The sequence below is a fragment of the Pseudoalteromonas fenneropenaei genome, assembly GCF_042643375.1.
Classification (GTDB): Bacteria; Pseudomonadota; Gammaproteobacteria; order Enterobacterales; family Alteromonadaceae; genus Pseudoalteromonas; species Pseudoalteromonas fenneropenaei.
Map to the genome: position 1 here is coordinate 106602 of NZ_JBHRSD010000023.1, position 22926 is coordinate 129527.

A 22926-nucleotide genomic window follows, 5' to 3' on the forward strand; every position below is an offset into this window, starting at 1 on the left:
CGGGGCTTTCGGCTTTAAACTTCATACTGAGACGGTGAACAGCCGAAGTGACTTTTAAAGCTGGTACTAAAATAAGATAACGAAGAAAACCCGACTTTATCTGACACATCTGAAGGCGACACCCCGCTTGCAAGCAAGCTTGCTGCAATATTCAGCCTATATGACCGAATGAATTCCTTCGGCCCCATACCCGTCTCAGCTTTCACCTTCCTCAATAATTGACGTTCCCCCAAAGCCACTTCTTTTGCTAATTCAGCAACCGAGAAATCAGGGTCGATATAATTCGCTTCGAGCACTCGCTCAAGCTTCTCAACAAAGGCGCTCTTGGGTTGTTCAATACTGGTTAGATTGGGGTGCGCGTAACCAGATAAAACCTTTTCTCTATAGACCTTTCTGGATTCAAGAATATTCGCTACCTTTAGCTCCAACTCCCGTGCATCAAATGGCTTACTAACATAATCATCCGCTCTTAATTCTAAACCTCGAATCTTGCTTTCATGCGAGCCTTTTGCAGTAAGCATAATTACCGGGATGTGGTCCGTAGAATCATGAGACTTAATATGCCTTAGCAACTCCATCCCATCCATTACTGGCATCATGACATCACTGATGATTAAATCAGGCATTTCACTCACCGCAAGGGAAAAACCATCTTCTCCATTCTCAGCTTGAATGATGTTGCACGAACCAGCAAATAGCGATTCAAGATAACTTCGAATATCCTGATTATCATCTACAAGTAAAATAACCGGAATATCAGCACCTTCTTCAACATGCAGTGCGCCACTGCTGGTACTGACTGAATGAGAAATCTTATTGAGCGGTAGAGTTAAAGCAAACTCGGTCCCGACATTGACCTCGCTTTGCACAGACACGTCACCACCTAAATCATCTACGATTTGCTTAACAATTGAAAGACCAACACCCGAACCAATAACATTTACTGAACGCTCATCGTTGACTCGATAGAAACGCTCAAAAATATGTTGAATTTCATCTTCAGGAATCCCTATACCGGAGTCGCGAATCTTGATAATTGCATTATCTCTATCTGCAAACATGCTGATAGCGATTTTTCCTCCCGACGGCGTATACTTGAGCGCATTGGACAGGAGATTTCCCAATAACATCTGCAAATCATCCATAACAGCCTTTACGCACAAATCCGGCTCAATATCAAAACTAAGTTCAATTTTGTTATCTTCAGCAAGATGCATAAATGACAGCACTTGCTGCTCCAAAATCAATGACAAATTAAACTCTATACGCCTCGCAAAATCCTGGGGGCGATTAGTCAATCTTGAAATATCCAAAAGCTGGTTCACCAACCTGTTGAGCCTTTGCGCATTTCGCTCAACCATATCAACTTTTAACTTAACCTCATCTGATGAATCAATTTGCTTGAGTTGATTTATCGGTCCCAATATCAAAGTAAGCGGGGTCCTAAGCTCATGAGACACCGATTCGTACAACCTGCGCTGCTGCTCAGAGGAATCAGCCAATAGACGCGCCTGATGAGAGATTTCGGCATTTTTCACTTGCAACTCATCCGTCCGCTCACTGATGATAATTTCGAGTTGTCTAGCCTTCTCCTTCTCTTGGTGAAGTCGAAGCTTGAGGAGCAAGTAAAACACCAGCAAAAACGCCAAAGCGTATGACGCCAACGCAACACTGGTCCTATACCAAGGCGCAGGAATATCTATAGTGAAGCTGGTTGACGACCGCCGACCATCAGCCGCAGAGGCAACAACGGTGTAAGATACGCTGTCAAATTCAATAGGAAGGTTTACCACAACCCCTTGCCCTTCAAATATCTGCCCAGTTGCATCATTTTGAACAAACACTGAAACAGCAGAATCAGCATAATCTAAAAGTGCAATACCAAGCTGAAGTGTGCTTAGTGGCTTATCGAATTTATATACCCCGCCATCAGCATTATAAGTTTTTATCTGCTCACCGGATTGAGCAATTGACGACACATAGGAAATGGCTATTTTTTGCGGAATCAAGGCAACATCATTCGGGTTGAAAATTGAAACCCCGCCCATACCAGCAAAGGCTATAGCCCCATCTTCATTGACACTCTTAGCCGCAGGGTAAAACCCTTCAACCGCCAAACCATCCCGACGACCGAACCAATCTATCCCCAACCCACCCTTTGAAACCTTAAACACGCCATTATCGGAAGAAACCCAAAGCTGGCCGCGCTTATCCATCTGGATGGCGCTCAAGCTTGCATCCTGCAACCCAGATAACCAAGGAGCGCTCTCATACCGCTCAGACTGCACATCGAAGCTCCGCAACCCTGACGTGGTAGCTAACAGCAACTTGCCACCATCAACCACTAAATCATTTGCATAGACTACCCCCGCCCCATCACCGATAGGAAAGGTCTTAAATTCCATCTGCGGAATTAAGAATTTAGAAAGCCCTGCTTTCGTAATGAGCCAAGCACCACCATCCACGCTAACCACTCCGGAAACATCATTGGAGGGCAATGAACTATTGCTGTCATTTAAATTAACGAAGGTTTCATCTATGAAGTTAAACAGCGTCACACCATACTGCCAGTGACCCAGCACAAAAACATCACCACCAACCTCCGCCACGGCATCAATCATCCCACCTGCAAGTGCCGAGTTTTTAGGTGTGAAAACCTTTTCGACCCTTAACTTCTCCGGGTCAATCTTGGTTATACCGACTTCATCAAACACCCAGAGTTTTTCATTAGCATATGCAAATTGCCTTGGGTGGCGACCAGCCAACCCATCGCGGATATACTGAAATGAACCATCAGGACTGAGTATGGAAACACCTCCACCCTGCGCCCCCACCCATAAACGCCCGGCGCGGTCATAAAAAAGCGCTCGCACATCCTTACCATTTACACCGGATTGATATTGATTTGAAGGAGCAATGTTCAGAAATTGCTCCTTTTCGAGCTTATGCAAACTCATCCCGCCACCAGTAGTACCAATCCAAACATCCCCAGCGGAAGACGCATAAACCACCTCAATGGCGCTATCATTGAGCGGATAACTCCCATTGGATGACTCAGTCACCAACAACTCGCCATCAGGCGAAAACAGTTGAATCCCCTTGGTGTCAAACCCCAGCCAGACTCGCCCCTTTACATCTTGAGCAATCGAAAAAACCCTATCTTCAGTAATTGAACCCGCCCCGCCATGCAGCATTTGACGCATCAACTTACCCTCAGGCGTCAAAACGACAACACCATCACCAAGCGTGCCAACCCACACCTCACCTGACTCTAACTGGCAAATTGTCAGCACCGCCAGTTCAGAATTTAGCGCACGGGAAATATCAAATTTGCTTAGCTTTCCCTGCCTGTAAAAATACAACCCTTGACCTGACCCAATCCATAGCGCCCCATTAATCATTGCCAATGCCTTCACCCGCACCTCCGAGGTTAAAAGCTCAGGCGGCAAATCATCATCAATACTCTTTCGATACAACCCTTTGGTGGTGCCGACGTATAACCAATCTCCCGCAGGAAGCAGTGCACGAACCTGACCTATATCACCACTTATCGATAAGAATCGCTCCCGCTGAGGTCGCAACACGCTCAACCCTGCATCAGTGCCAGCCCACATTCCACCCTTAGCATCTTTTGCTATAGCCCTACCAACAAGCCCTTTCAGCCCATCTGCTTGCGAGTAATACTGAAAACTGACCCCATCATATCTCGCCACCCCACTACTGGTTGCCAGCCAGACAAACCCCTTGAAATCCTCAGCAATAGACATCACACCAACCGAGGTAAGCCCTTGCTCTTTGGTGAAATTCACAAAGTCCAGATTAAGCAACCCTGACTGCTGCGGATTTGCGCTGACAGGTAACTGCAAAAGCGACACCCCAATCACCAAAACCATCCGTAATACAGCTAAAACTCTTTGATTCAATGATTTAAATCCTGCAAATTCTGACACTGAAATATACCATGCCACCAACCAAAAACATCATCTAACACGATGAAAAACATAAAGATGTCCGATTTTTAAAAGATAAAGTCCGATATTTGCTAACTCCTCTCACTATTCATTAGATAGCGTTAACACAAGGAAAATACAGGAGTTGTTTAATGAAAAAAGCAAAAAAAACATCCTTGGGGTTGGCGCTAATTCTAAGCGGAAGCTTTGCAGCAACCGCAAGCACCCACTACAATCATTCAACTGATTCACTACCCACCATAAAGGCTTCTGCAATTGGTGCTAACACCACCAATAAAAGTGTGCGTGTTATCAAGGCCGCTAAAACTCAATCGGTCACAGCAACTACCGTTGCCAACGGCCTGTATCAGACGTGTCACCCGAGTGAACTGACTAGCCTGTCAACTACTGAACTGACCGACCGCATCATGAAGACATCAGGTATGTGCTTCTCTGGTTCGGACGACGCCCAAGCCCTGTTCGGATACGGTGCCAAGGCTGTTGATACGAGTGTACTGACCGCCATCTACACCAAAGACAATGCACTGGCCCTACTGGATGCAGCGATTGCCCAAGTCAAAGAGTGGGTCCCGGCTGAAACATGGTCTGGTGCTGACGTGGATATGTACGGCTTCACTTCGGTGATGGAATTCCTTCGTGCCGCGCCATATGTTGCACACGTATACGGTGTTGACTACGGCTGGGTGAACGAATCTGAATCGTACCTCGACGCCGACGTGAAAGCGAAAGCCGCTGAACTGGTAAAAGCCTACGCTGGCAACCAATACTTCACGGACATGACCCGTGTTGCGAATATCTCGGCCCAGAATGCCACTGCGACGTTTGTGAACAACCTGACCATCTTCCACGAAACACTGGACGTTCAGGAAAAGTTTTTCTCTGGTTATCCGTATGCAGGTACTGCCCCGGCGAATTTACGCCCAACGGTTGAATCGACCGCTGGTATGTACCTGAAATCGGCAACGTATGCGGCGACCCGCTATGCCAAAGACGACTTTGATACTCGTCTGGGTGCGAATGCCGATAAATGGGGTGCCATTCTGGCTAAGGTGTACTTCGCCGAAGTGACCGACCCGGACGGCTACTTCAACCCGAAAACCCAAGCGCTGGTGGGTATGCAAGACTTCTTCCGCTTCGAATCGCTGTATGCGTCTGGTGTGAAGATGTTTGATGGTGTACTGGCGAAAGACAGTTACATGTCAGATGCGTGGCTGGTGGCAATTGGCTGGGCGAACTTCCGCGAAATCTGCGACCAGTTCACTGCAAAAGTATGCCGTGCTGACGTGACCGCTGATATGAAAACAGCGATGTTCCCGAACACTTACACATTTGATGATGGTAAGTTCGTGGTGAAGACATCACTGCCGATTGAAGACATTCAGCCACTGTACCATGGTGCCAAGATTGTTGAAGCTCAATACAAACGTGTTGCGCAAAACATGGACGCTCTGGCTGACGATAAAAACGACGTGCTGACCGCTTACATCTACGGCACCCCAACGCAATATGCTCACGCCCAACCATTCCTGTTTGGCCTGAGTGCGGACAACGGTGGCATGTACATGGAGCAGGACGGTGTGTTCTACAGTTACCAACGTACTGAGCAACAAAGCGTATTCACTCTGGAAGAATTGTTCCGTCACGAATACGTACACTACCTGCAAGGTCGTTACACAGTACCGGGTATCTTCGGTGATAATGGTGCGCTGTTCACGAATGAACAACTGACATGGTGGATTGAAGGTGTGGCCGAAGCTCTGGCTGGCTCTACCCAGAAAGATGGTGTCAAGGTTCGTCGTGCAATGGTAGAAGAATTAGGTGCGTATGGTGAACAGTCTATCGACAAGTTCACGTCAGCGAAATACCAAGATGGTTTCGCCTTCTACTACAGCAGCGCACTGTTTATCAATTACCTGCTGGACAATGACCGCGAAACTCTGAACAAGATGTTCGCCGCCATCCAAGCAAATGATAACGACGCTTACATGGCAGTCATCGAAGACATCCGTACCGACGGTGCCCTGCAAGCGAATTTCAGCGAGTATGTTGCAACCCAACAAGGTTCAACTGATTCACTGAGCGACCAAAAGCACACCAACTGGATTGCTGATGGTGCACTGAGCACAGACAATGCCCAAGACGTGGAAGCAACTCTGGTGGCCCTGACTGGCCTGTCAGATGCGAAATGTGATGTGGTGTTCAACACCCTGAACAAACGTGTGGGTTGTGTGGGTGTAATCCCTGCAACTGATGCGACTGAACTGAGTGTGAAACTGGATGACGCAATTGTGGCCGCAAATACCGACAGCATGAACGTGTGGAAAGGTATGGTAGCGACTCACGGTAAACTGGTTGATGGCGAAGCTGCCTACTATGTTGAAGTTCCGGTGGCAACTGAAATCGTACAGGCTCCGAACAATGCGCCAACTGTTTCTGCTGGTAGCGATGTTCAGGCCGATGAAGGCACCAGCGTAACGCTGCAAGCTTCTGGTAACGATGTTGATGGTGACACTATCACTTATCAATGGACTCAGACTGGCGGCACTGCCGTGAACTTCGGAGCAGGCAATACTGCACAAATCAGCTTCACCGCACCAAGCGTTGATGCCGACACCACCCTGACATTCCAAGTGACTGTGAGTGATGGTGACCTGACTGCGACCGACACTGTTGTGGTAACAGTGAAAAATCAAGTTACTAACGGCGGTAACAATGGTGGCTCATCAAGCGCAGATGGCGGCTCATCGGGTGGCTCATTTGGCTTCATCTCGTCATTTTTATTGATGTGTGCAGCGCTTATTCGCCGCAAGCGCGTTTAATCAATAACCCAGTCTGATCCGCCTCGGGCGGATCAGACTGGGCACCTCTGGCGCTTCTATAGATTAACAAGCTGCCAATCACAAACATAACAACAGAGGTAATCAAATGAGCGAAACTATCACCCCAAAACGTTTGGGTCTTATAGAAATCCTTGGAATATTACTATTCCCGTATATATGCGCTTGGTTTACTTTGCGTCAAGGTGTATCAACAAAAGCCAGAGTTTTATCCTTTGGATGGATGGCGCTCGCATTAATGCTGCTCTTTCAAGATGATAGACCATCCAAGCCAACACAAATTCAAGCAAACACTCCCGCGCCATCCCATCATGCAGACGTAAAAACAAAACCTATGCAGCAGGACACTGCATGTGAACCGCTATTCGAAGTGGAAGATGACAATGTGTTATCACAGGGGTTTTGCTACCTGCAAAAAGTGCTTTTAACTGAATTGTACGCAACCAACCTTAAAGTGATGAACGCCACTATCTGTGCAGAATCAGAAAAATTCATCAACCTATTTGGAAGCCGAGAAGCGGCCCTAGCCAACATCAATGAAAGCATCGCACAATATTCCAGAGGGGAAAGCTCGCTTGACCCTAAAGGTCTGGCATTGGCACAAGCTGGACTAACTGCATGCAGAAACAATGAAACAAAGTCGGAATACATTAACAATCTTCTGCAAGACATCTCCATATATTCCAGAGGCACATTTACATCTCCCAACACAAATAGCTGCGAGGGATTGATTATCAAACAATCACAAAGTGACGGGTTTAACTACACCCTTTTTGCCAGCAGTGACTGCAAACCAAGCTTTTCGAACATTTTCCACCCCAAATATAATGCCAGCGGGAGGGCACAATCCGAAGCATTGAAAGAAATTAACTATTCAGGTCGCATCCCATCAACTTGGGTATGGCAAGGCAAAAATTTCAAATTCTAATGGAGGCTTTATGCGATTACTTTTACTAGGTGCGACATTTACTTTACTAACGGCCTGCGGTCCAACATTCGATGACGCAGTAAAATTACAAGAAAACGGTCAATACACTGAAGCGGCTACTGCTTTCGAAAAACTAGCTACTGACGGCGATTTGGCGTCAATGCTCAAACTAATCGAATGGTATGACCAAAAAGAACCAGCCAAATCCTTCGAATGGCGACTTAAAGCCGCCAACAAAGGTGACGCTTTCAGCCAAGCCGTTGTAGGCTGGGCGCATGACAAGGGTAATGACTTACCTCAAAATCTTAAAAAGCCAGCAACTGCGTTTGAAATGTACCAAAAATCAGCAGAGCAAGGACTCGCTGCGGGTCAGTTTTACCTAGGTTATGCTTATGACAGAGGGTACGGAACCCCGCAAGATGAGAAGAAAGCGCTTGATTGGTACAAAAAATCCGCAGCCCAAGAGGATTCAAACGCGCTATTTATCCTTGGAAACGCGATTTCTGATGGAAGACTAGGACTAACTGCAAACCCTATCACCGCCATAGCCTACTTCTGCCGAGCTTACCGTGCAGGGCATGACAGAGCGGCACCAGCAATAAGAGCCGAATGGGTAAATAACATTCTCACCCCTGAATACAATCAGGCGGTAGACAATATAAACTCACCGCAAGGCGTCCCCGGCGCTTATATGTACCAAGGACAGCGGAACGATTTAATCAGAATGGCAAATAGGAAAAAGGATAACTTGGAGGCTGCGAAATCCATGGGGGATGAGCAAATAATAAAGACCCACTGCAACTAAATATAGCGCCAACAAACATGCCAACAGCCCCCCTAAAGGACGCTGCTGGCATGCTACCTCATTGACATAGCGCGTGATTTTTGATATAATTCTCGACTATTGTAACACTCTGTAAACGGTAGCTCGTCCGATTCCAAATGTTTTTGCTATTTCGGATTTTGACACCCCATCTCTGTCAGCTTGTATTATTCCTTGCCTCATAACTTCATCTACTACAGATTTTCGGCCAACTGGAAGCCCTTTAGCTTTCCTTGCAGCAATACCCTCTTTCTGTCTGGCAAGTATCATTGACCGCTCGAACTGGGCGCAGCTACCTAAAATCTGAAGTTGAAGCTCTTGAAACGGATTAGCCTCACCAGTGAACGACAACCCTTCACTAACAAAGTGAACATCAATCCCCTTGCTGGTAAACCATTTTATAAGCTGCAATAAATCCACTAGATTTCGAGCCAATCTGTCAATTGAGTGACAATACAAAGAATCTCCTTTGCGGGAGTGAGATTTCAACTGCTTTAAAGCAGGTCTCTCCGCACTGCTGCCTGAGCATTTGTCGATGAATACCTCATCGAACTCCAAGCCGATTAATTGCCTATCAGTGTTCTGCTCAACCGTTGAACACCTTATATATGCCAATCTCTGCCCATTGCTCATAATCACCTCAGTTGTATCATATACTCTAGATATAATGATACAGCAGTGTCCGAAATTGTAAAGCAACATTTTGGACACTGCTATAAAGCCCAAATGCAACCCCGTCCAGAAGTATACCTTTCGGACATGACTGCTCATCACGCAAACATTGAACACCTGATAAGCCTCTTCGCGAATTTGCATCATTTTTTCTCAAAGTAAGATGCAAATTCTATAAATAGTATAATCAACGAAAGGGCGAAAGCTCCGGGGCGCTCGACCAAGTTAAGAGGGATATAGTTCCCCGAACTTGTGCTTTTTCAACCGACCATTTACCGGACGGTATGGCGAAGCTATATCCAGAACATACCAATCACAAAGATATAAAAGACAAATCATAAGGAAACTAAATGAATCACACATCCAGCATCACACAGTCAAACACTGAGGGTGCAAGCATACTAAAGGCAACCTCAGCGTTTCGAACGCAGGCCAGAAAAAAATCGCGGGTGAGTCAAAAACGAACTAACAGGGTTCAGAGGGTTGACCCAGATGCAGACCTGTTATTTCACAAGGAAATCCGTCAGGAGATAAATCAAGAGGAGCTTCGAGTGCACCTCCGCGATTTAAGGGTGTTACTTCAGCTTAGGGAGAGACAGATACATGAGTTGGTGTCAGGTGACTATTGCGCATTCTTGGAGTTAACAGCACTAAAGGAGAAAAGTAAGCGACGGATACCATGGCTTGATAGCATCATGAAGCAAAATCCGGTTGCCTTAATAACACTTTCAGCCAAGAAGGATGTCTATGGCAATATTGATTTTCGAAAGGCTTTGCGCACGTGGAATTTATTTCTGAAGCAATTATCACGGAACGGCAAATTTTTCCTAGATGGATTTGTATTTTTTGAGCACAAGGGAGGGCAGCACCCTCACATTCACATCATACTTCTTGAAAACACAGAGCGAGAACATATCAGCAAGCATAATTACTGGAAGTTGTGCATGGCTTTTGGGAAAGCAATGAAATCACTCAATCACTTGGACGCCGAGCATTGCGACATTCGATTGTGCGATGAAAGGCCGGAATCCCTGTTCGAGTATTTATGCAAGGAATCCGATGACGCCCTATCTAACATCGAACCGCTATACAAAGGCCAATTTGACGAGTCGAATATTTTCCACAACTTCAATGCTAAGGTGCGCCAGCACAATCGCCATTACGGCGCACCAACCGCAGCAGCATAACAGTTATAAACATCAAGGAATTATATGAGAAAGTTCACAACCAGAATCACATTAAATTTATCACAAGAATTAGCTTTGAAACTAGAGGAGGCATGCGGTGATGCACAACTGAAGCGCCAGCAATTTCTACGCGCATTAATCACAACCTCGTTACGCAAATTGAAGGTATAACAAATGACAAACGCAACAAAGAAAAACACCGAACACTCACCGTCCAGACTTAAATTTCTGGATGAATTTCGAAATGAGATGAGGCGACTAGGCTACTTAAAGAAGGAGTGGGACTTTGCAGTTAAGACATCAGAGCACAGATAAGAAATGGATTGTCGAATCAATTCTCAGGTGCCAATCAAGTAAAGAGATTCGAGGTATGTGTTTACACATACTGATTCGTCTAATTTGGGGCGGTCGCGCACCTGACAACCCTAGAAGCGCCGCTGCGCAGAAAGTAATACTTCAGGCGTTTAGAGGGCTGGTATAACCCCTCTGCCGCAGGTTATAAGGATAACCAATTGTTATTAAGTGCATTTTTAAAAGAATGCCTTTTTAGGCAAAAAAATACACATCGTTCGACAAATAACCACCCGGCTTATCGAGTAAGGTTTCAGTAACTTTGATAAGCGTGGTGGTGGTGGTATAACCCACTACCAGTTTCTCGCCTTTGGCGGCAGCTTGCTCTTTTGCTACATCCACCACATTGAAACTTTCCGGTTCTGAACTCCAATAAACCGCAAGTACATAAAGTAACAAAGCGAATGCGGCAACAGCGGCCGCGATTTTACCTTGATGTTGAGCCATGCTTCCTCCTAGTGATGGTGATGCTCAGCATTACTCGCTGACTCCATCACACTAGTGACAGGAGCCACGGTATAAATCCGATTACCATCTGCAAAATATAGTGTTAATTTTAGCGCTTGGCCTTTAGTAATAGGCTGAGAAGGTGAAAATAACATTAGGTGGTAACCACCTGGCTGGAATGTCACGGTTTTGCCCGCAGCGATTGTGACATCCTCAACCTGCTGCATTTTCATCATCCCATTGACATGTTGGTGCTCATGGATCTCTACCCGACCAACCCCTTCCACACTGGCCTTAACCAGTTTTAGCGGCGTTTCACCTTGGTTATGAATACTAAAATAGGCGGCCGTTGAAGGCGCTGCGGGGAGCCATTCGCGGATGTAGGCGTCGTGCACCATAGCAACTTGCGCTTGCTCATGATGATGTTGATGCGCTTCATGCTCATGACCTTGATGAGCATAACTTGCCAGACTAAAGACGGATAACCAAGTAGCACAAGCGATACGTTTTAACATCGACTTTCCTTGAATAAAGAGACTGCGCTAAAAATAACACAGTTTTGGCAAAATCTCTTTGTGCTTTTGTCACTTATTGTATCCGTAACGCTTACTTATACGCCTTAAGTTGAGGCACTTTTGCTGTCACTGACCAGCCAATATACAATTAATATCAAGAGTAACGGCAATGCGATTACCAGCGAATTAAATAGCATAAATAAGATGGCCGCTAATATCGCTAATAAAACCGTGCCTATCACGCCCACACTGATAAACGCCAGCAATGCCAGCACAACCCCGACGACGGCGACCACACCTAATAACTCAAGGCCAACCCAACTGATGTCTGAAAGCCAATCCCCCACCGAAAACCACACGATGGGAGACTGCATCAAGGGCAAAACCAAAAAGAGCAAAAAGATAATAAAAATCGCACTAATGGTTTTCATAACCCCTCCTGCTTGTTACTGCCCTTTGGCTGGCACACAAACCGCGGCCAGTGCATAAGCGACAATGATAAAAATCGGAAACTTGAAGAACACTAATACCGTCAGTAAACGTGTCAGCCACACTGGCAAATTAACGCGCTCTGCAATTCCGCTACACACCCCAGCAATTTTCTTATCACTAAGATTGCGGGTCATGGTTTTTTGCTGTTGGTAGTACTGGGCCATAATCGCCTCCTGATTTACGCTGCGTTCGCTTAAGCTGCGTGGTTATTTTGTACTTTGGCTTTTAGCGCTTGTAATTCTTGCTCAAGCTGCTCATCTTGCGCCATTTTCTTAAAGGCATCTGCGGTGCTGTTATTGCCCAGCTCATAGCTTTCCACTTCTGCTTCTAGGCGCTCCACTTTGCACATCAACTGCTCAAACTTTTGTGTCGACGATTGCATTTGCTCACTGTGTAACACCTGTTTGGCTTTTAAACGCACCGCTAAACTGGCTTCGTGACGTTTAAATTGCGTTTGCTTTACTCGCAGTGCTTGAATTTTAGCCTGTAAAGTCGTGGCATCTTCATTAAGCTTAGCCAATGCTTCTGTAAGCTTAGTCCGCTCCTCAGTTTTGCTGGTGATAACCGTTGCCAGCTTTTGCTTCTCCACCAGCGCCGCTTTCGCTAAATCTTCACGGTCTTTACTAATTGCCAGCTCAGCTTTTTCTTGCCATTGCTGGATTTGCTTTTCGGCGTCAGCCGCCTGGCGAACCAGAGCTTTTTCTTCGCAAATTAAGCTCGCTGCCGTTGCGCGGCACTCGCTTAAACATTCTTCTAGCTCCAGTAATAGATTTGCAGCCATTTTTTGCGGATCTTCAGCTTTATCTAGCAATGCATTTAGCTCGGCTTTGATCACATTCTCGATACGGTCGATTAGCGCCATGGTCATATCCTCTTGTTAAACTCTGTTGATTGTATTGATTTTGCTTTGTAGTAAAGTTATTCCAAGCTTTATGCCAACAATATAAAACAATTAAAATCAACAAGTTAAAACAAAATCAGTCTGCAAGTCGTAAAAAGCACGATGATAATTTAGCGATTTACACTAAATTTTAGGCAAAAAAACAGCCAGTGTAGAAACTGGCTGGGGAAGATCTAAAAAGGTGGGCTACCGCGCTTAACGCGGCTCAATATGCTCAGGCACAAACGCCAACGCTTGTTCCATTACGCTAATATCCGCGGTTTTCTTGTGGCCATTTTCTGACAAGTGGCGGCGGAACTGGCGTGCCCCTTGCTGGTTTTGAAAAATGCCTAACATGTGGCGGGCAATGTGCCAAAAGTTAGAACCTTGGCTCATTTGCGTTTCGATATAATCGTACATGCTGCGCACCACTTCGTGCTTAGTTAACGCAAATGGCGCATCACCGTAAATAAGCTCATCTACTTGGCTCAGCATAAACGGGTTACTGTAAGCCTCGCGGCCAACCATCACACCATCAACATGCTGCAAATGATGTAAACTTTCCTCTAGCGTTTTCACCCCACCATTAATGCTGACATGCAGTTGCGGGTAATCCTTTTTCAATTGATACACGCGCGGGTAATCCAGCGGTGGAATTTCACGGTTTTCTTTGGGGCTTAAGCCTTTTAACCAAGCTTTACGCGCATGGATAATGACATCGTCACAGCCCACATCGTGACAATCTTCAATCAACTGAGTTAAAAATTGGTAGGAGTCCTGCTCATCAATACCGATACGGGTTTTGACCGTCACCGGAATAGCGACTTCGGCTTTCATCGCCGCCACGCACTCTGCCACTAACTTTGGCTCCGCCATTAAGCAAGCACCAAAGCGGCCATTTTGCACGCGGTCTGACGGGCAACCGACGTTTAAGTTAATTTCGCTGTAGCCCAACGCTGCGGCACGTTTGGCACATTCCGCTAAAGCTTTTGGATCTGAGCCACCAAGTTGTAACGCCACCGGCATTTCATGCTGGCCAAAACCAAGGTAGTCACCTTTACCAAAGATAATCGCCCCTGTCGTTACCATTTCAGTATACAGCACCGCGTGCTTGCTTAGCTTGCGGTGAAAAGTCCGGCAATGACGGTCTGTCCAATCTAACATGGGTGCCACGGAAAAGCGGCGGAAGCTTAAATCTGTTGATTTTAAAGGCGTATTCATTAATTCACTTGATTCTTTGATGTTCATTTCACGGCTCTGAGTACCCCAGAAGTACCCCACAGTTCAATCTCTGTCACCCTGCAATTAACCCATTTTGAGAAAAGGCTAATCAATCACTTAGGATCACAACAAGCTCTCATATTCGTTTACTCTCGCCCCAAAACAGAAAGAAGCGCCCGAATCGAGCCACCCAATTTTATAAAGGTAAGGTGTCTATTCTACACCGAGAATCAAAAATATTCAGCACTTGAGCGTTTTGGAGCAAACAACGAAAACGTTGCGTGGTAAGCAGGGAAGTGGAAGAATTGTGTTATCAATATCTTAGCCATGAAGCAGCGGACTGTATCGTATAGTCTAGAAAGGCTATTCCATTGAAGAGGTGGCGCTAACAGGCCACCGAAATTTGAATGTACTATGGCATGTTTATACATAGCTATTTCCGCATAAATTGCGTGAGAAGGAGTAAAGAATAGATGCTCAACACAGAAAAGGAATTAGCAATCAAAAAAGACAATAACCACCATATTTTTTTGTACTTAGAGGGAACTTTATTGACTTTATGTGTCTTTATTTTTTCTCTTTCCTTGATCACATTAATATTTGGAAAATCCATGTTTGAATTTTTAAAAGACATTACCTCTATTTTTGGTGGTATAAGTAGCACTATTGCATTGGCACTCGCTTTTAAGGCCTATTACCATTGGAAAAACCAAGCCATCGAAACAAAGAAAATAGAATCAACAATAAAAACCGCATCTGAAATTTCGATCCAATTTATTCATTTAAACGCGGCCTGTAAAATACGATATCGTATTTTGACTAGTATAGCTAACTATGAAGCAAATAAAGATGAATTAAAACCTGTGTATGCTGAACTGCAAACAAAAGAAATAAATGATTATCTTGATCAACATAACTTGACCGTAAAACTACTCAAAGACCTCTATGATTCGTTCTATCGCTTAACTATCCTAAATGTGAACACAGAAAAAACTCTAGAGTATCTCTATACTATAGAGCGATTTTTGCAAATATCTTATAAGGATGATAACGATAAAATATTTTTTGAGGCCGTTTCTTTGGATATGGAATTTGTACGAAACAACTGTACTTTAGATAATATTATTAATGCTTACAATGAAGCAAATGATGAAATCAAAGGAAGTGCGTTTCTGGAGTAAGCAAAAGGGGTCACAAAGAAAGCAAACGGGGTCAAGAAAGCAAACGGGGTCAAAGAAAGCAAACGGGGTCAAGAAAGCAAACGGGGTCACATCTAAGCAAACGGGGTCACATCTTGCAATTTGCACGCTGATGCACATTATCAACATCGCATTCAATCATTGCACTAAAAACAGATAGTGGTAAGTGATACCATGCTAATGGTTAACCATCGTTAACTTTTATTATTCAAGTAGTGTCAAACGGCCTTAACCTAGGAGATACATAAAACCACTTTACTCAAGCAGATCTCTGCAAAAATGACATTTTCAGCAGTGTCTGGAATGAAACATCCTCAAAATTACCTCAGCTGAGGTCAATTGCAATCCTGCATTTATCGTCTGCAATATCAATTCAGCTGAGGTCCGCTTGAGGTTTAGGCCAACTTTAAAATGCAGCCTAATCACTTTTTACCGGATTTCTAGCTGATGCTTTTGCAACACCTTGGCTATCACCTCGTGATGGACTTCGACTTGCTTATAAATCCATGTGTAATGATCGTTTTTCCAATACTCAAGCACCTTGTGATGGCGCTGCTTGCTTAATAGCTCAGCGATTGCTTGTAACTCAAGATAACACACCAGCAAGTGCTCATAGGTTGAATTTTCATCGTCGCCGCCTTCAGGGTAGCCAACTGGAACATTTTTAAAGAATGTCTTTAACTCATTAACGGCACTCTCTGTTTTGCTTTTGTTGTAGTCCAAATGCCAATGAATTTGCTCGTGCAGATAGGTTGCCAGTAGTTTATCTGTATCCTTGCGGCTAGTGTGCCGAGTATTTAACTTAAGCAGGGGGTGGCTATGTGGAATGACGGTTTCATCGATATGGACCTTGTCGGTAAATTCCCATTTTTTTAGGTCATGAGACTGTCGTAACGACTCTATTAGTTTGACTGTAGCTAATTCTGCTTTGGATTTATGCTCCGTGGTTATTTCCAAAGCACTCGCTGAAAAAGCAGCGCCGAGCAACAGCAGTAGACTCAGTTTTGCAGACATGTTTGTGTACTCCTTAAACACAATGTTGATATTTTTATTATAATACGTTGCGCATTTTGGTACACAATGCAAAAAATCTCAAGCACTTAAAATGTGAGAGTTAACTTAAGTGACGGGAATAAAAACCTGCACGAAGGAATACTGTGTTTTAGTACAGACAAGCTGCGTTGATAACAAGACTTAGGTAAAGGTGGCATAGCACGTAAAATTTGCGACTTTACGTGCTATTTATTGTTGGCTTAAGCCTTATTGGCGGGCTTATTGTTACTGCGTTGTGGTCTTGGCCCACTGCGGCGTTGGCCGTTGGGTTTATTACCTGCATTTACCGGCTTTCCACCAGACGTCGCGGGTTTGTTGGCTGAGGTCGCAGGCTTATTACCCGAAGCAGCCGGTTTATTGCCTGAATTACTCGGCTTTCTTGCTGGGGCTGGTTTATTGCTCGACCCCGCAGGTTTACTATTTGGGTTCGCAGGTTTGCGATTAGCTGGTTTTTTAGTTGTCGTTGGCGTTGCAGTCCCCTTGCCTTCATCACTTGCTGGCTTAGGCTGTTTTGGCTTCTTCGGTTTTTTCGGTTTAATTGGTCGGCTATCCAGCTTAGATTCTGGCAGCTTAAACTGCGGCTCAAAACCCGGCACGATTTCACGCGGCAACACTTGCTGAATTAAACGCTCAATACCGAATAAATCCGCGATGGTTTCATCACACACAAATGAAATCGCCTCACCGCTTGCACCCGCACGACCAGTACGACCGATGCGATGCACGTAGTCTTCATAAACATTTGGCAAGTCAAAATTCACCACAGTAGGTAACTCTTGAATGTCTAAACCACGCGCCACGATATCCGTGGCGATTAACACCCGCACTTCACCGCTTTTAAACCCACTTAACGCACTCATGCGCGCATTTTGGCTTTTATTACCATGAATTGCCGCAGCGTTGATCTTATGCTTTTCCAGGTCTTGAACAAGGCGATTGGCACCATGCTTAGTGCGTGTAAACACCAATACTTGTTGCCAATTTTGGCTGGTGATCAAATGCTTTAGTAGCGCCGCCCGCTTACTTTTATCTACTGGATAAATCCATTGCGTCACACTCTTAGCGGTACTATTCGCAGGCGCCACCGAGATTTCCACTGGGTCGTGAATAAGACCCTTAGCAAGCGCACGAATTTCTGGCGAGAAAGTCGCCGAGAACATTAGATTTTGTCTGCGTGCTGGTAATAGCTTGAGAATGCGTTTAATGTCGTGAATGAAGCCCATATCCAACATTCTGTCAGCTTCATCCAACACTAGAATTTCTAGCTCTCTAAATTGCACCGCATTTTGCTGATATAAGTCGAGCAGACGCCCTGGCGTTGCCACCAGCACATCGGCACCTTTACGCAGCGCCATCATTTGTGGATTAATTTTTACCCCGCCGTACACCACTTGGCATGATAAAGGTAAGTTTTTGCTGTATTTTTCAACACTTTGCCAAACCTGATGAGCAAGCTCACGAGTTGGTGTAAGCACCAAAGCGCGCACATGATTACTGCGCGCACGCGTGCCTTGGCTCAAACGCTCTAACATCGGCAAGGTAAAGCCGGCGGTTTTGCCCGTACCGGTTTGAGCCGCGGCCATAATATCTCGGCCTTGTAAAATGGCTGGGATAGCTTGTTCTTGAATAGGTGTTGGCGTGGTGTAGCCTTGCTCAACAACGGCCTGATTAATTTCTGGTGATAAGCCAAGTTGGCTAAAGCTCATGATGTTTTACTCTGAATTGCGCGGCGCACAAGACTATAGGATTTGTCTTCACTAGGCAATTATTGCCTATATCAACAAAAGTGGTGGCTAACGCCAAAACAAAGCGGCGGGTTGTACAACCTACCGCTACTGTAAAGAATAGCCGCAAGCCAGCAAAATTGCTGAATTGCGGCTAATGAAATTATTGGTTGTAACCGTTTGGGTTACGACTTTGCCAACGCCAAGTATCTGCCATCATTTCGTCGATACCGCGTTTGGCTTGCCAGCCGAGTTCTAGCGCAGCTTTTTCTGGCGCTGCGTAGCAAGCGGCAATATCACCAGCACGACGTGGTTTAATAACATATGGAATGGCTTTGTTGGCCGCACGCTCAAAGGCTTTGACCATTTCCAGCACCGAATAACCGTTGCCAGTGCCCAAATTGTAAATATGTACACCGCTGTGCGTTGCAATTCTCGCCAGTGCTTGTAAGTGACCAATCGCAAGGTCAACGACGTGAATATAATCGCGTACGCCAGTGCCGTCTTGAGTGTCGTAATCATCACCAAACACCCCTAATTGCGCCAATTTACCCACTGCAACTTGGGCGATATACGGCAGTAAATTATTTGGAATGCCATTTGGGTCTTCACCTATCAAACCACTTTCATGGGCACCAACGGGGTTAAAATAGCGTAGAATCGCAAATGCCCAACGCGGGTCTGATTTCGCGACATCTTGTAGCACCATTTCTACCATCAGCTTTGACGTGCCATAAGGGTTAGTGGTGCCACCCACCGGGAAATCTTCACGAATCGGTAGTTGAGCTGGGTCGCCGTAAACTGTGGCAGATGAGCTAAATACCAGCTTAAACACGCCGGCATCACGCATTGCATCAAGCAAAGTTAACGTCCCTTGGACATTATTTTGATAATAGCTAATGGGTTTTTGTACTGACTCACCCACCGCCTTTAAACCAGCAAAGTGGATCACTTGCTCGATGTGATGCTGGGCAAAAACCCCATCTAAAAAGCTTTTATCTAAGATGTCACCTTGATAAAAAATCGGCTGTTTCCCTGTAATTGTCTCGATACGTTGCAGCGCACCAAGCGATGCATTACTGAGATTATCAACAATCACCACTTGGCTGCCTTGTTGAAGTAGTTCCACTACCGTGTGAGAGCCGATATAACCTGCTCCACCAGTTACTAATATGGCCATTTACCGCCCTTACTGCCAATGCAAATTTACTGCCCGTGATTGTAGCGCGAAACGCGCGATTTATATACCTTGTTCACAGACAAAAGCTAGGGTTTCACCCGATACGCTGAGGCGGCTAATTTGCTGGCAATAAGCGCTAAAGTCGTACCACTGTGACACCTTTTGCACCGCGTTGAGGTTGCGCCGATAAATGCGACCAGCAATAGCGTAAGCCACTTCGTTGGCATTTAGCCAAGTGTAGTCTTGCACCGTATTGGCGAGTACAAAGTGCTTGTTTACCGTGCGGGTAGCGTCATCCAAAGTGGCAAACCATTGCTGTTGCTGCTCATCCTGATAAGTAAATGAAAACCTTTGACTAGCAGCATTGTAAGCAAGGCTGCGACCTATGTGCTCGGCGCGCTTTTGCGGTTGATAGCCAGTGACTGGGCCGTGGAGTAAATAGTGCGGCTCACCGAGCATAAAGAGGATCATGTCCTTATTAGCACCCCAAGCATGGTAACCCACAGGTTCAAGATGCTCATATAAACGTTTAGCACTTTGCGTTTTATCAAATGGATAAAACCACAACCGCTGCTTGCCATCTGGTTCCACCACAATCGCAGATAAACCTGAGTCATAAGGGTATAAAGTAGGCGAATATTCACTAACTGGCGACTGCGTGAGATTTTCACTGCGCCCTGAAGCAAAGTCATAAAAAAACAGGTCCATTTGCGTACTCTCCGCTTGCTGCACTTCCCCGGTAAAATACACCCCTTGCGCTGTGACTAACGGCTGATTGTGATAGCCCTCAGCACTGGTGATAGCAAATACATTAAGGCCAAGCTCGGAAGGTTTAGCTACGAAGATTTGACTGGCATTTACCCCAAAAGCCGCCATCAGTAACGCACTAAGCGCCGCAAATTTTTTCATTGTCCTGAACTCATTATGATTTTTTATCATCATAACGACTCGTTCGACAAAGCACAAAAGTTACGTTATGTTGGCAGTAATTCAACCAGCTCTAGCAAATTTTGCAGCGAGGATGTTATGTCAGACAAGCACCCCATTATTGCCATCACCGGCAGCTCGGGCGCAGGAACGACCACCACCACCAATGCGATTAAACATATCTTTCGTAGCGTGAATGCGACGGCGGCGTTTGTCGAAGGGGACAGTTTTCACCGATTTACCCGCCCAGAAATGGATAAAATTCGGCGTGAGGCAGTGCAAACGGGCAAACACATCAGTTACTTTGGTGAGCAAGCCAATGATTTTGGCGCACTGGAAGCACTGTTTGCTGAATACGGAGCAACAGGTAATGGTAAAGTGCGTCAATACCTGCATACCTTTGATGAAGCTGTGCCGTTCAATCAGTTGCCCGGTACGTTTACACCCTATCAAGATCTTGAAGCCAACACCGATATGCTGTTTTACGAAGGGCTGCATGGTGGAGTGGTAACCGCTACGCACGACGTCGCACGTCACGTTGATCTCTTGATTGGCATGGTACCTATCATTAACCTCGAATGGATCCAAAAACTCATTCGCGATACCAATGAGCGTGGCCATTCCCGAGAAGCGGTAATGAGTTCTATCGTCAACAGTATGGATGACTATATTCAGCACATTACACCACAGTTCTCTCGCACTCATATTAATTTCCAACGCGTGCCAACGGTAGATACCTCAAACCCATTTAGCGCCAAAGACATTCCATCGCTGGATGAAAGTTTTGTGGTGATCCGCTTTCGCGGCATTGAGGACGTTAACTTCCCGTATTACCTACAAATGATCGATGGTAGTTTTATGTCGCGGATCAACACCTTAGTTGTGCCTGGTGGCAAAATGGGACTAGCTATGGAACTGGTATTAACCCCGCTTATCCGCGATTTACTGGTCAAAAAGCGCGCTTTGGAAAACATGGCGCCAGTGAGTTTGCCGATTTAACCACAAAAGTTGCATGACGCCAGCGCACTCCTTACACTGTGCACCTCTATACCTAAAAGGCAGCAAGTCAATCCTGTGAGCGCTGTTAAGCGCTGCAATTAGGATGAGCAAGCCTAGTCAACCTTGCTGCGGCTTCAACTAGGAAGCGTATACTCAAGTAAGGAGTGAATCATGCCTGAGTCCCATAAACCGACCTTGACTGTGTTAGTCGGTTCAACCAATCCCGTAAAAATCGCCGCCGCCAAAAGTGTTTTCAGCCAATATTTTGTTGAGCATCATATCCACTGCGAAGGACTCCATGCACCCAGCTTAGTGCCAGATCAACCGCTTGGCGAAGAGGAAACTCGCGTTGGTGCAGAAAACCGCGTGCGTTACCTACAAGCACATCACCAAGCCGATTTTTACTGTGCAATGGAAGGCGGAGCAGCTGAGTTTAGTTATGGCCCCGCGACATTTGCTTTTGTGGTGATAGCGAATAACTCGCGCACCAGTATTGGCCGCAGTGCCAACTTACCGTTACCACCGGTGTTTTATCAGGCGCTGTTACAAGGTGAGGAGTTGGGCAATGTTTTGGACAAAGCATTTAATACCGTCAATATCAAACAACAAGGTGGTGCGATTGGCTTATTGACTCAACATTTAGCGACCCGTGAAAGCACCTATACCCAAGCGCTTACGCTGGCGATGGCACCGTTTAACTTTCCCGCTCTTTACCTTGAGTAACCAAATAGGGGCACTATGAAGTACAGCCACATCTTTTTTGACGCCGATGAAACCTTATTTAGTTTTAATGCTTATTTAGGCTTAAAAACCCTCTTCGCGCAGTATGACGTCAGCTTTACCGAACAAGATTATCAAGAGTACAAAGCGGTAAACGCACCGCTATGGGTGCAGTATCAAAATGGCGTTATCAATGCACGCACATTACAAGTAACGCGCTTTCAACACTGGGCGGAGCGCCTCGCGGTGACTCCAGAAAGCCTCAACGAAGGCTTTATGACTGCGATGGCAAGCATTTGTGAGCCATTGCCAGGCGCAAATTCTTTACTATTACGTTTAAAAGGTAAAGCTCAGCTCGGCATTATCACCAATGGCTTTGCCGCGTTGCAAGAGCGGCGCCTAGCTCATACCGGCTTACAAGATTGTTTTGCACAGGTGGTGATCTCTGAATTGGTGGGTGTCGCAAAACCGGATGAACGGATCTTCGCGCACACTATGGCACTGTTTGGCAACCCAGAGAAAAGCCGAGTGTTAATGGTCGGCGATACACCAAGTTCAGATATTCTTGGCGCTAATCTTTTTGGTATTGATTCTTGCTGGTTGCAGCACCAAGGAGTAGTTTGCCCACCTCATGTGAAACCCACTTACACTGTCACTAGCCTGCAAGAACTTGAGACCTTATTACTTGGTTAATTTTGCTCAGTAAGCCAATAAAAACAGCGGGGAGTGCCCGCTGTCATTTATTTTTAAACTGTGAGATAAGCTGTGCGATTAGCTTGGCCAAGTTGGCAAGAAATTGT

At 45.7% G+C, this 22926-nt stretch carries 20 protein-coding genes; 8 read left to right on the forward strand and 12 right to left on the reverse strand.

Annotated features, from left to right (window positions below; translation table 11 throughout):
• Positions 1 to 14: 14 nt before the first annotated feature.
• Positions 15 to 3950: an ATP-binding protein gene (locus tag ACFOEE_RS13740; protein ID WP_377125236.1), complete on the reverse strand. Its 3936-nt coding sequence runs from the start codon at positions 3948 to 3950 to the stop codon at positions 15 to 17.
• 623 nt (positions 3951 to 4573) lie between these two features.
• On the opposite strand from ACFOEE_RS13740, the gene ACFOEE_RS13745 reads away from it, so the two are divergent.
• The 3 genes from ACFOEE_RS13745 (at position 4574) to ACFOEE_RS13755 (ending at position 8541) form a co-directional block, all read left to right on the forward strand.
• A complete protein-coding gene (locus ACFOEE_RS13745; RefSeq protein ID WP_377125331.1) occupies positions 4574 to 6790 on the forward strand; it encodes a collagenase in 2217 nt (738 codons plus the stop codon).
• A gap of 106 nt (positions 6791 to 6896) precedes the next feature.
• Positions 6897 to 7736, forward strand: coding sequence for a hypothetical protein (locus tag ACFOEE_RS13750; RefSeq protein ID WP_377125239.1), 840 nt, complete (start codon positions 6897 to 6899; stop codon positions 7734 to 7736).
• A gap of 10 nt (positions 7737 to 7746) precedes the next feature.
• Positions 7747 to 8541: a tetratricopeptide repeat protein gene (locus tag ACFOEE_RS13755; RefSeq protein ID WP_377125242.1), complete on the forward strand. Its 795-nt coding sequence runs from the start codon at positions 7747 to 7749 to the stop codon at positions 8539 to 8541.
• 96 nt (positions 8542 to 8637) lie between these two features.
• On the opposite strand, the gene ACFOEE_RS13760 is transcribed toward ACFOEE_RS13755, so the two are convergent.
• Positions 8638 to 9378 carry a recombinase family protein gene (locus tag ACFOEE_RS13760; protein ID WP_377125245.1) on the reverse strand — a complete coding sequence of 247 codons (741 nt, stop codon included), beginning with the start codon at positions 9376 to 9378 and terminating at the stop codon, positions 8638 to 8640.
• A gap of 203 nt (positions 9379 to 9581) precedes the next feature.
• Here ACFOEE_RS13760 and ACFOEE_RS13765 point away from each other — a divergent pair, with 203 nt between their 5' ends.
• Entirely contained in the window at positions 9582 to 10418 is an 837-nt protein-coding gene (locus ACFOEE_RS13765) for a hypothetical protein (protein ID WP_377125248.1), read from the forward strand.
• Between the two features lie 546 nt (positions 10419 to 10964).
• Here the strand turns inward: ACFOEE_RS13765 and ACFOEE_RS13770 are convergent.
• The 6 genes from ACFOEE_RS13770 to dusA form a co-directional block, all read right to left on the reverse strand.
• Positions 10965 to 11216, reverse strand: coding sequence for a DUF2333 family protein (locus ACFOEE_RS13770; protein WP_377125251.1), 252 nt, complete (start codon positions 11214 to 11216; stop codon positions 10965 to 10967).
• A gap of 8 nt (positions 11217 to 11224) precedes the next feature.
• Entirely contained in the window at positions 11225 to 11731 is a 507-nt protein-coding gene (locus ACFOEE_RS13775) for a copper chaperone PCu(A)C (protein WP_377125254.1), read from the reverse strand.
• 104 nt (positions 11732 to 11835) lie between these two features.
• Positions 11836 to 12162, reverse strand: a complete 327-nt coding sequence (locus ACFOEE_RS13780) for a hypothetical protein (RefSeq protein ID WP_377125257.1) — start codon at positions 12160 to 12162, stop codon at positions 11836 to 11838.
• A 15-nt stretch (positions 12163 to 12177) separates the two neighbouring features.
• Positions 12178 to 12387: a PspC domain-containing protein gene (locus tag ACFOEE_RS13785; protein ID WP_377125260.1), complete on the reverse strand. Its 210-nt coding sequence runs from the start codon at positions 12385 to 12387 to the stop codon at positions 12178 to 12180.
• Between the two features lie 29 nt (positions 12388 to 12416).
• Entirely contained in the window at positions 12417 to 13085 is a 669-nt protein-coding gene (locus tag ACFOEE_RS13790) for a PspA/IM30 family protein (protein ID WP_377125263.1), read from the reverse strand.
• A 234-nt stretch (positions 13086 to 13319) separates the two neighbouring features.
• On the reverse strand, positions 13320 to 14324 hold the full coding sequence (dusA, locus tag ACFOEE_RS13795) for a tRNA dihydrouridine(20/20a) synthase DusA (RefSeq protein WP_377125334.1): 1005 nt from the start codon (positions 14322 to 14324) through the stop codon (positions 13320 to 13322).
• Between the two features lie 473 nt (positions 14325 to 14797).
• Between dusA and ACFOEE_RS13800 the strand changes: the two genes are divergently transcribed.
• Positions 14798 to 15505 carry a hypothetical protein gene (locus ACFOEE_RS13800; RefSeq protein WP_377125266.1) on the forward strand — a complete coding sequence of 236 codons (708 nt, stop codon included), beginning with the start codon at positions 14798 to 14800 and terminating at the stop codon, positions 15503 to 15505.
• Positions 15506 to 15952: 447 nt separating this feature from the next.
• On the opposite strand, the gene ACFOEE_RS13805 is transcribed toward ACFOEE_RS13800, so the two are convergent.
• The 4 genes from ACFOEE_RS13805 to ACFOEE_RS13820 all read right to left on the reverse strand — a co-directional run bounded on the left by ACFOEE_RS13805 (position 15953) and on the right by ACFOEE_RS13820 (position 20389).
• A complete protein-coding gene (locus ACFOEE_RS13805) occupies positions 15953 to 16537 on the reverse strand; it encodes a hypothetical protein (RefSeq protein ID WP_377125269.1) in 585 nt (194 codons plus the stop codon).
• A 239-nt stretch (positions 16538 to 16776) separates the two neighbouring features.
• A complete protein-coding gene (locus ACFOEE_RS13810; protein WP_377125272.1) occupies positions 16777 to 18282 on the reverse strand; it encodes a DEAD/DEAH box helicase in 1506 nt (501 codons plus the stop codon).
• 181 nt (positions 18283 to 18463) lie between these two features.
• Positions 18464 to 19480, reverse strand: a complete 1017-nt coding sequence (galE, locus tag ACFOEE_RS13815; protein ID WP_377125275.1) for a UDP-glucose 4-epimerase GalE — start codon at positions 19478 to 19480, stop codon at positions 18464 to 18466.
• A 60-nt stretch (positions 19481 to 19540) separates the two neighbouring features.
• A complete protein-coding gene (locus ACFOEE_RS13820; RefSeq protein WP_377125278.1) occupies positions 19541 to 20389 on the reverse strand; it encodes a hypothetical protein in 849 nt (282 codons plus the stop codon).
• 117 nt (positions 20390 to 20506) lie between these two features.
• On the opposite strand from ACFOEE_RS13820, the gene ACFOEE_RS13825 reads away from it, so the two are divergent.
• The 3 genes from ACFOEE_RS13825 to yjjG all read left to right on the forward strand — a co-directional run bounded on the left by ACFOEE_RS13825 (position 20507) and on the right by yjjG (position 22819).
• Positions 20507 to 21406 (forward strand): phosphoribulokinase, encoded by a 900-nt coding sequence (locus ACFOEE_RS13825; RefSeq protein ID WP_377125281.1) that lies wholly within the window; start codon positions 20507 to 20509, stop codon positions 21404 to 21406.
• A 171-nt stretch (positions 21407 to 21577) separates the two neighbouring features.
• On the forward strand, positions 21578 to 22129 hold the full coding sequence (gene yjjX, locus ACFOEE_RS13830) for an inosine/xanthosine triphosphatase (protein WP_377125284.1): 552 nt from the start codon (positions 21578 to 21580) through the stop codon (positions 22127 to 22129).
• Between the two features lie 15 nt (positions 22130 to 22144).
• The gene (gene yjjG / locus ACFOEE_RS13835) at positions 22145 to 22819 is read left to right on the forward strand and encodes a pyrimidine 5'-nucleotidase (RefSeq protein ID WP_377125287.1); all 675 of its coding nucleotides are present in this window, start codon (positions 22145 to 22147) and stop codon (positions 22817 to 22819) included.
• Positions 22820 to 22926: the final 107 nt, after the last annotated feature.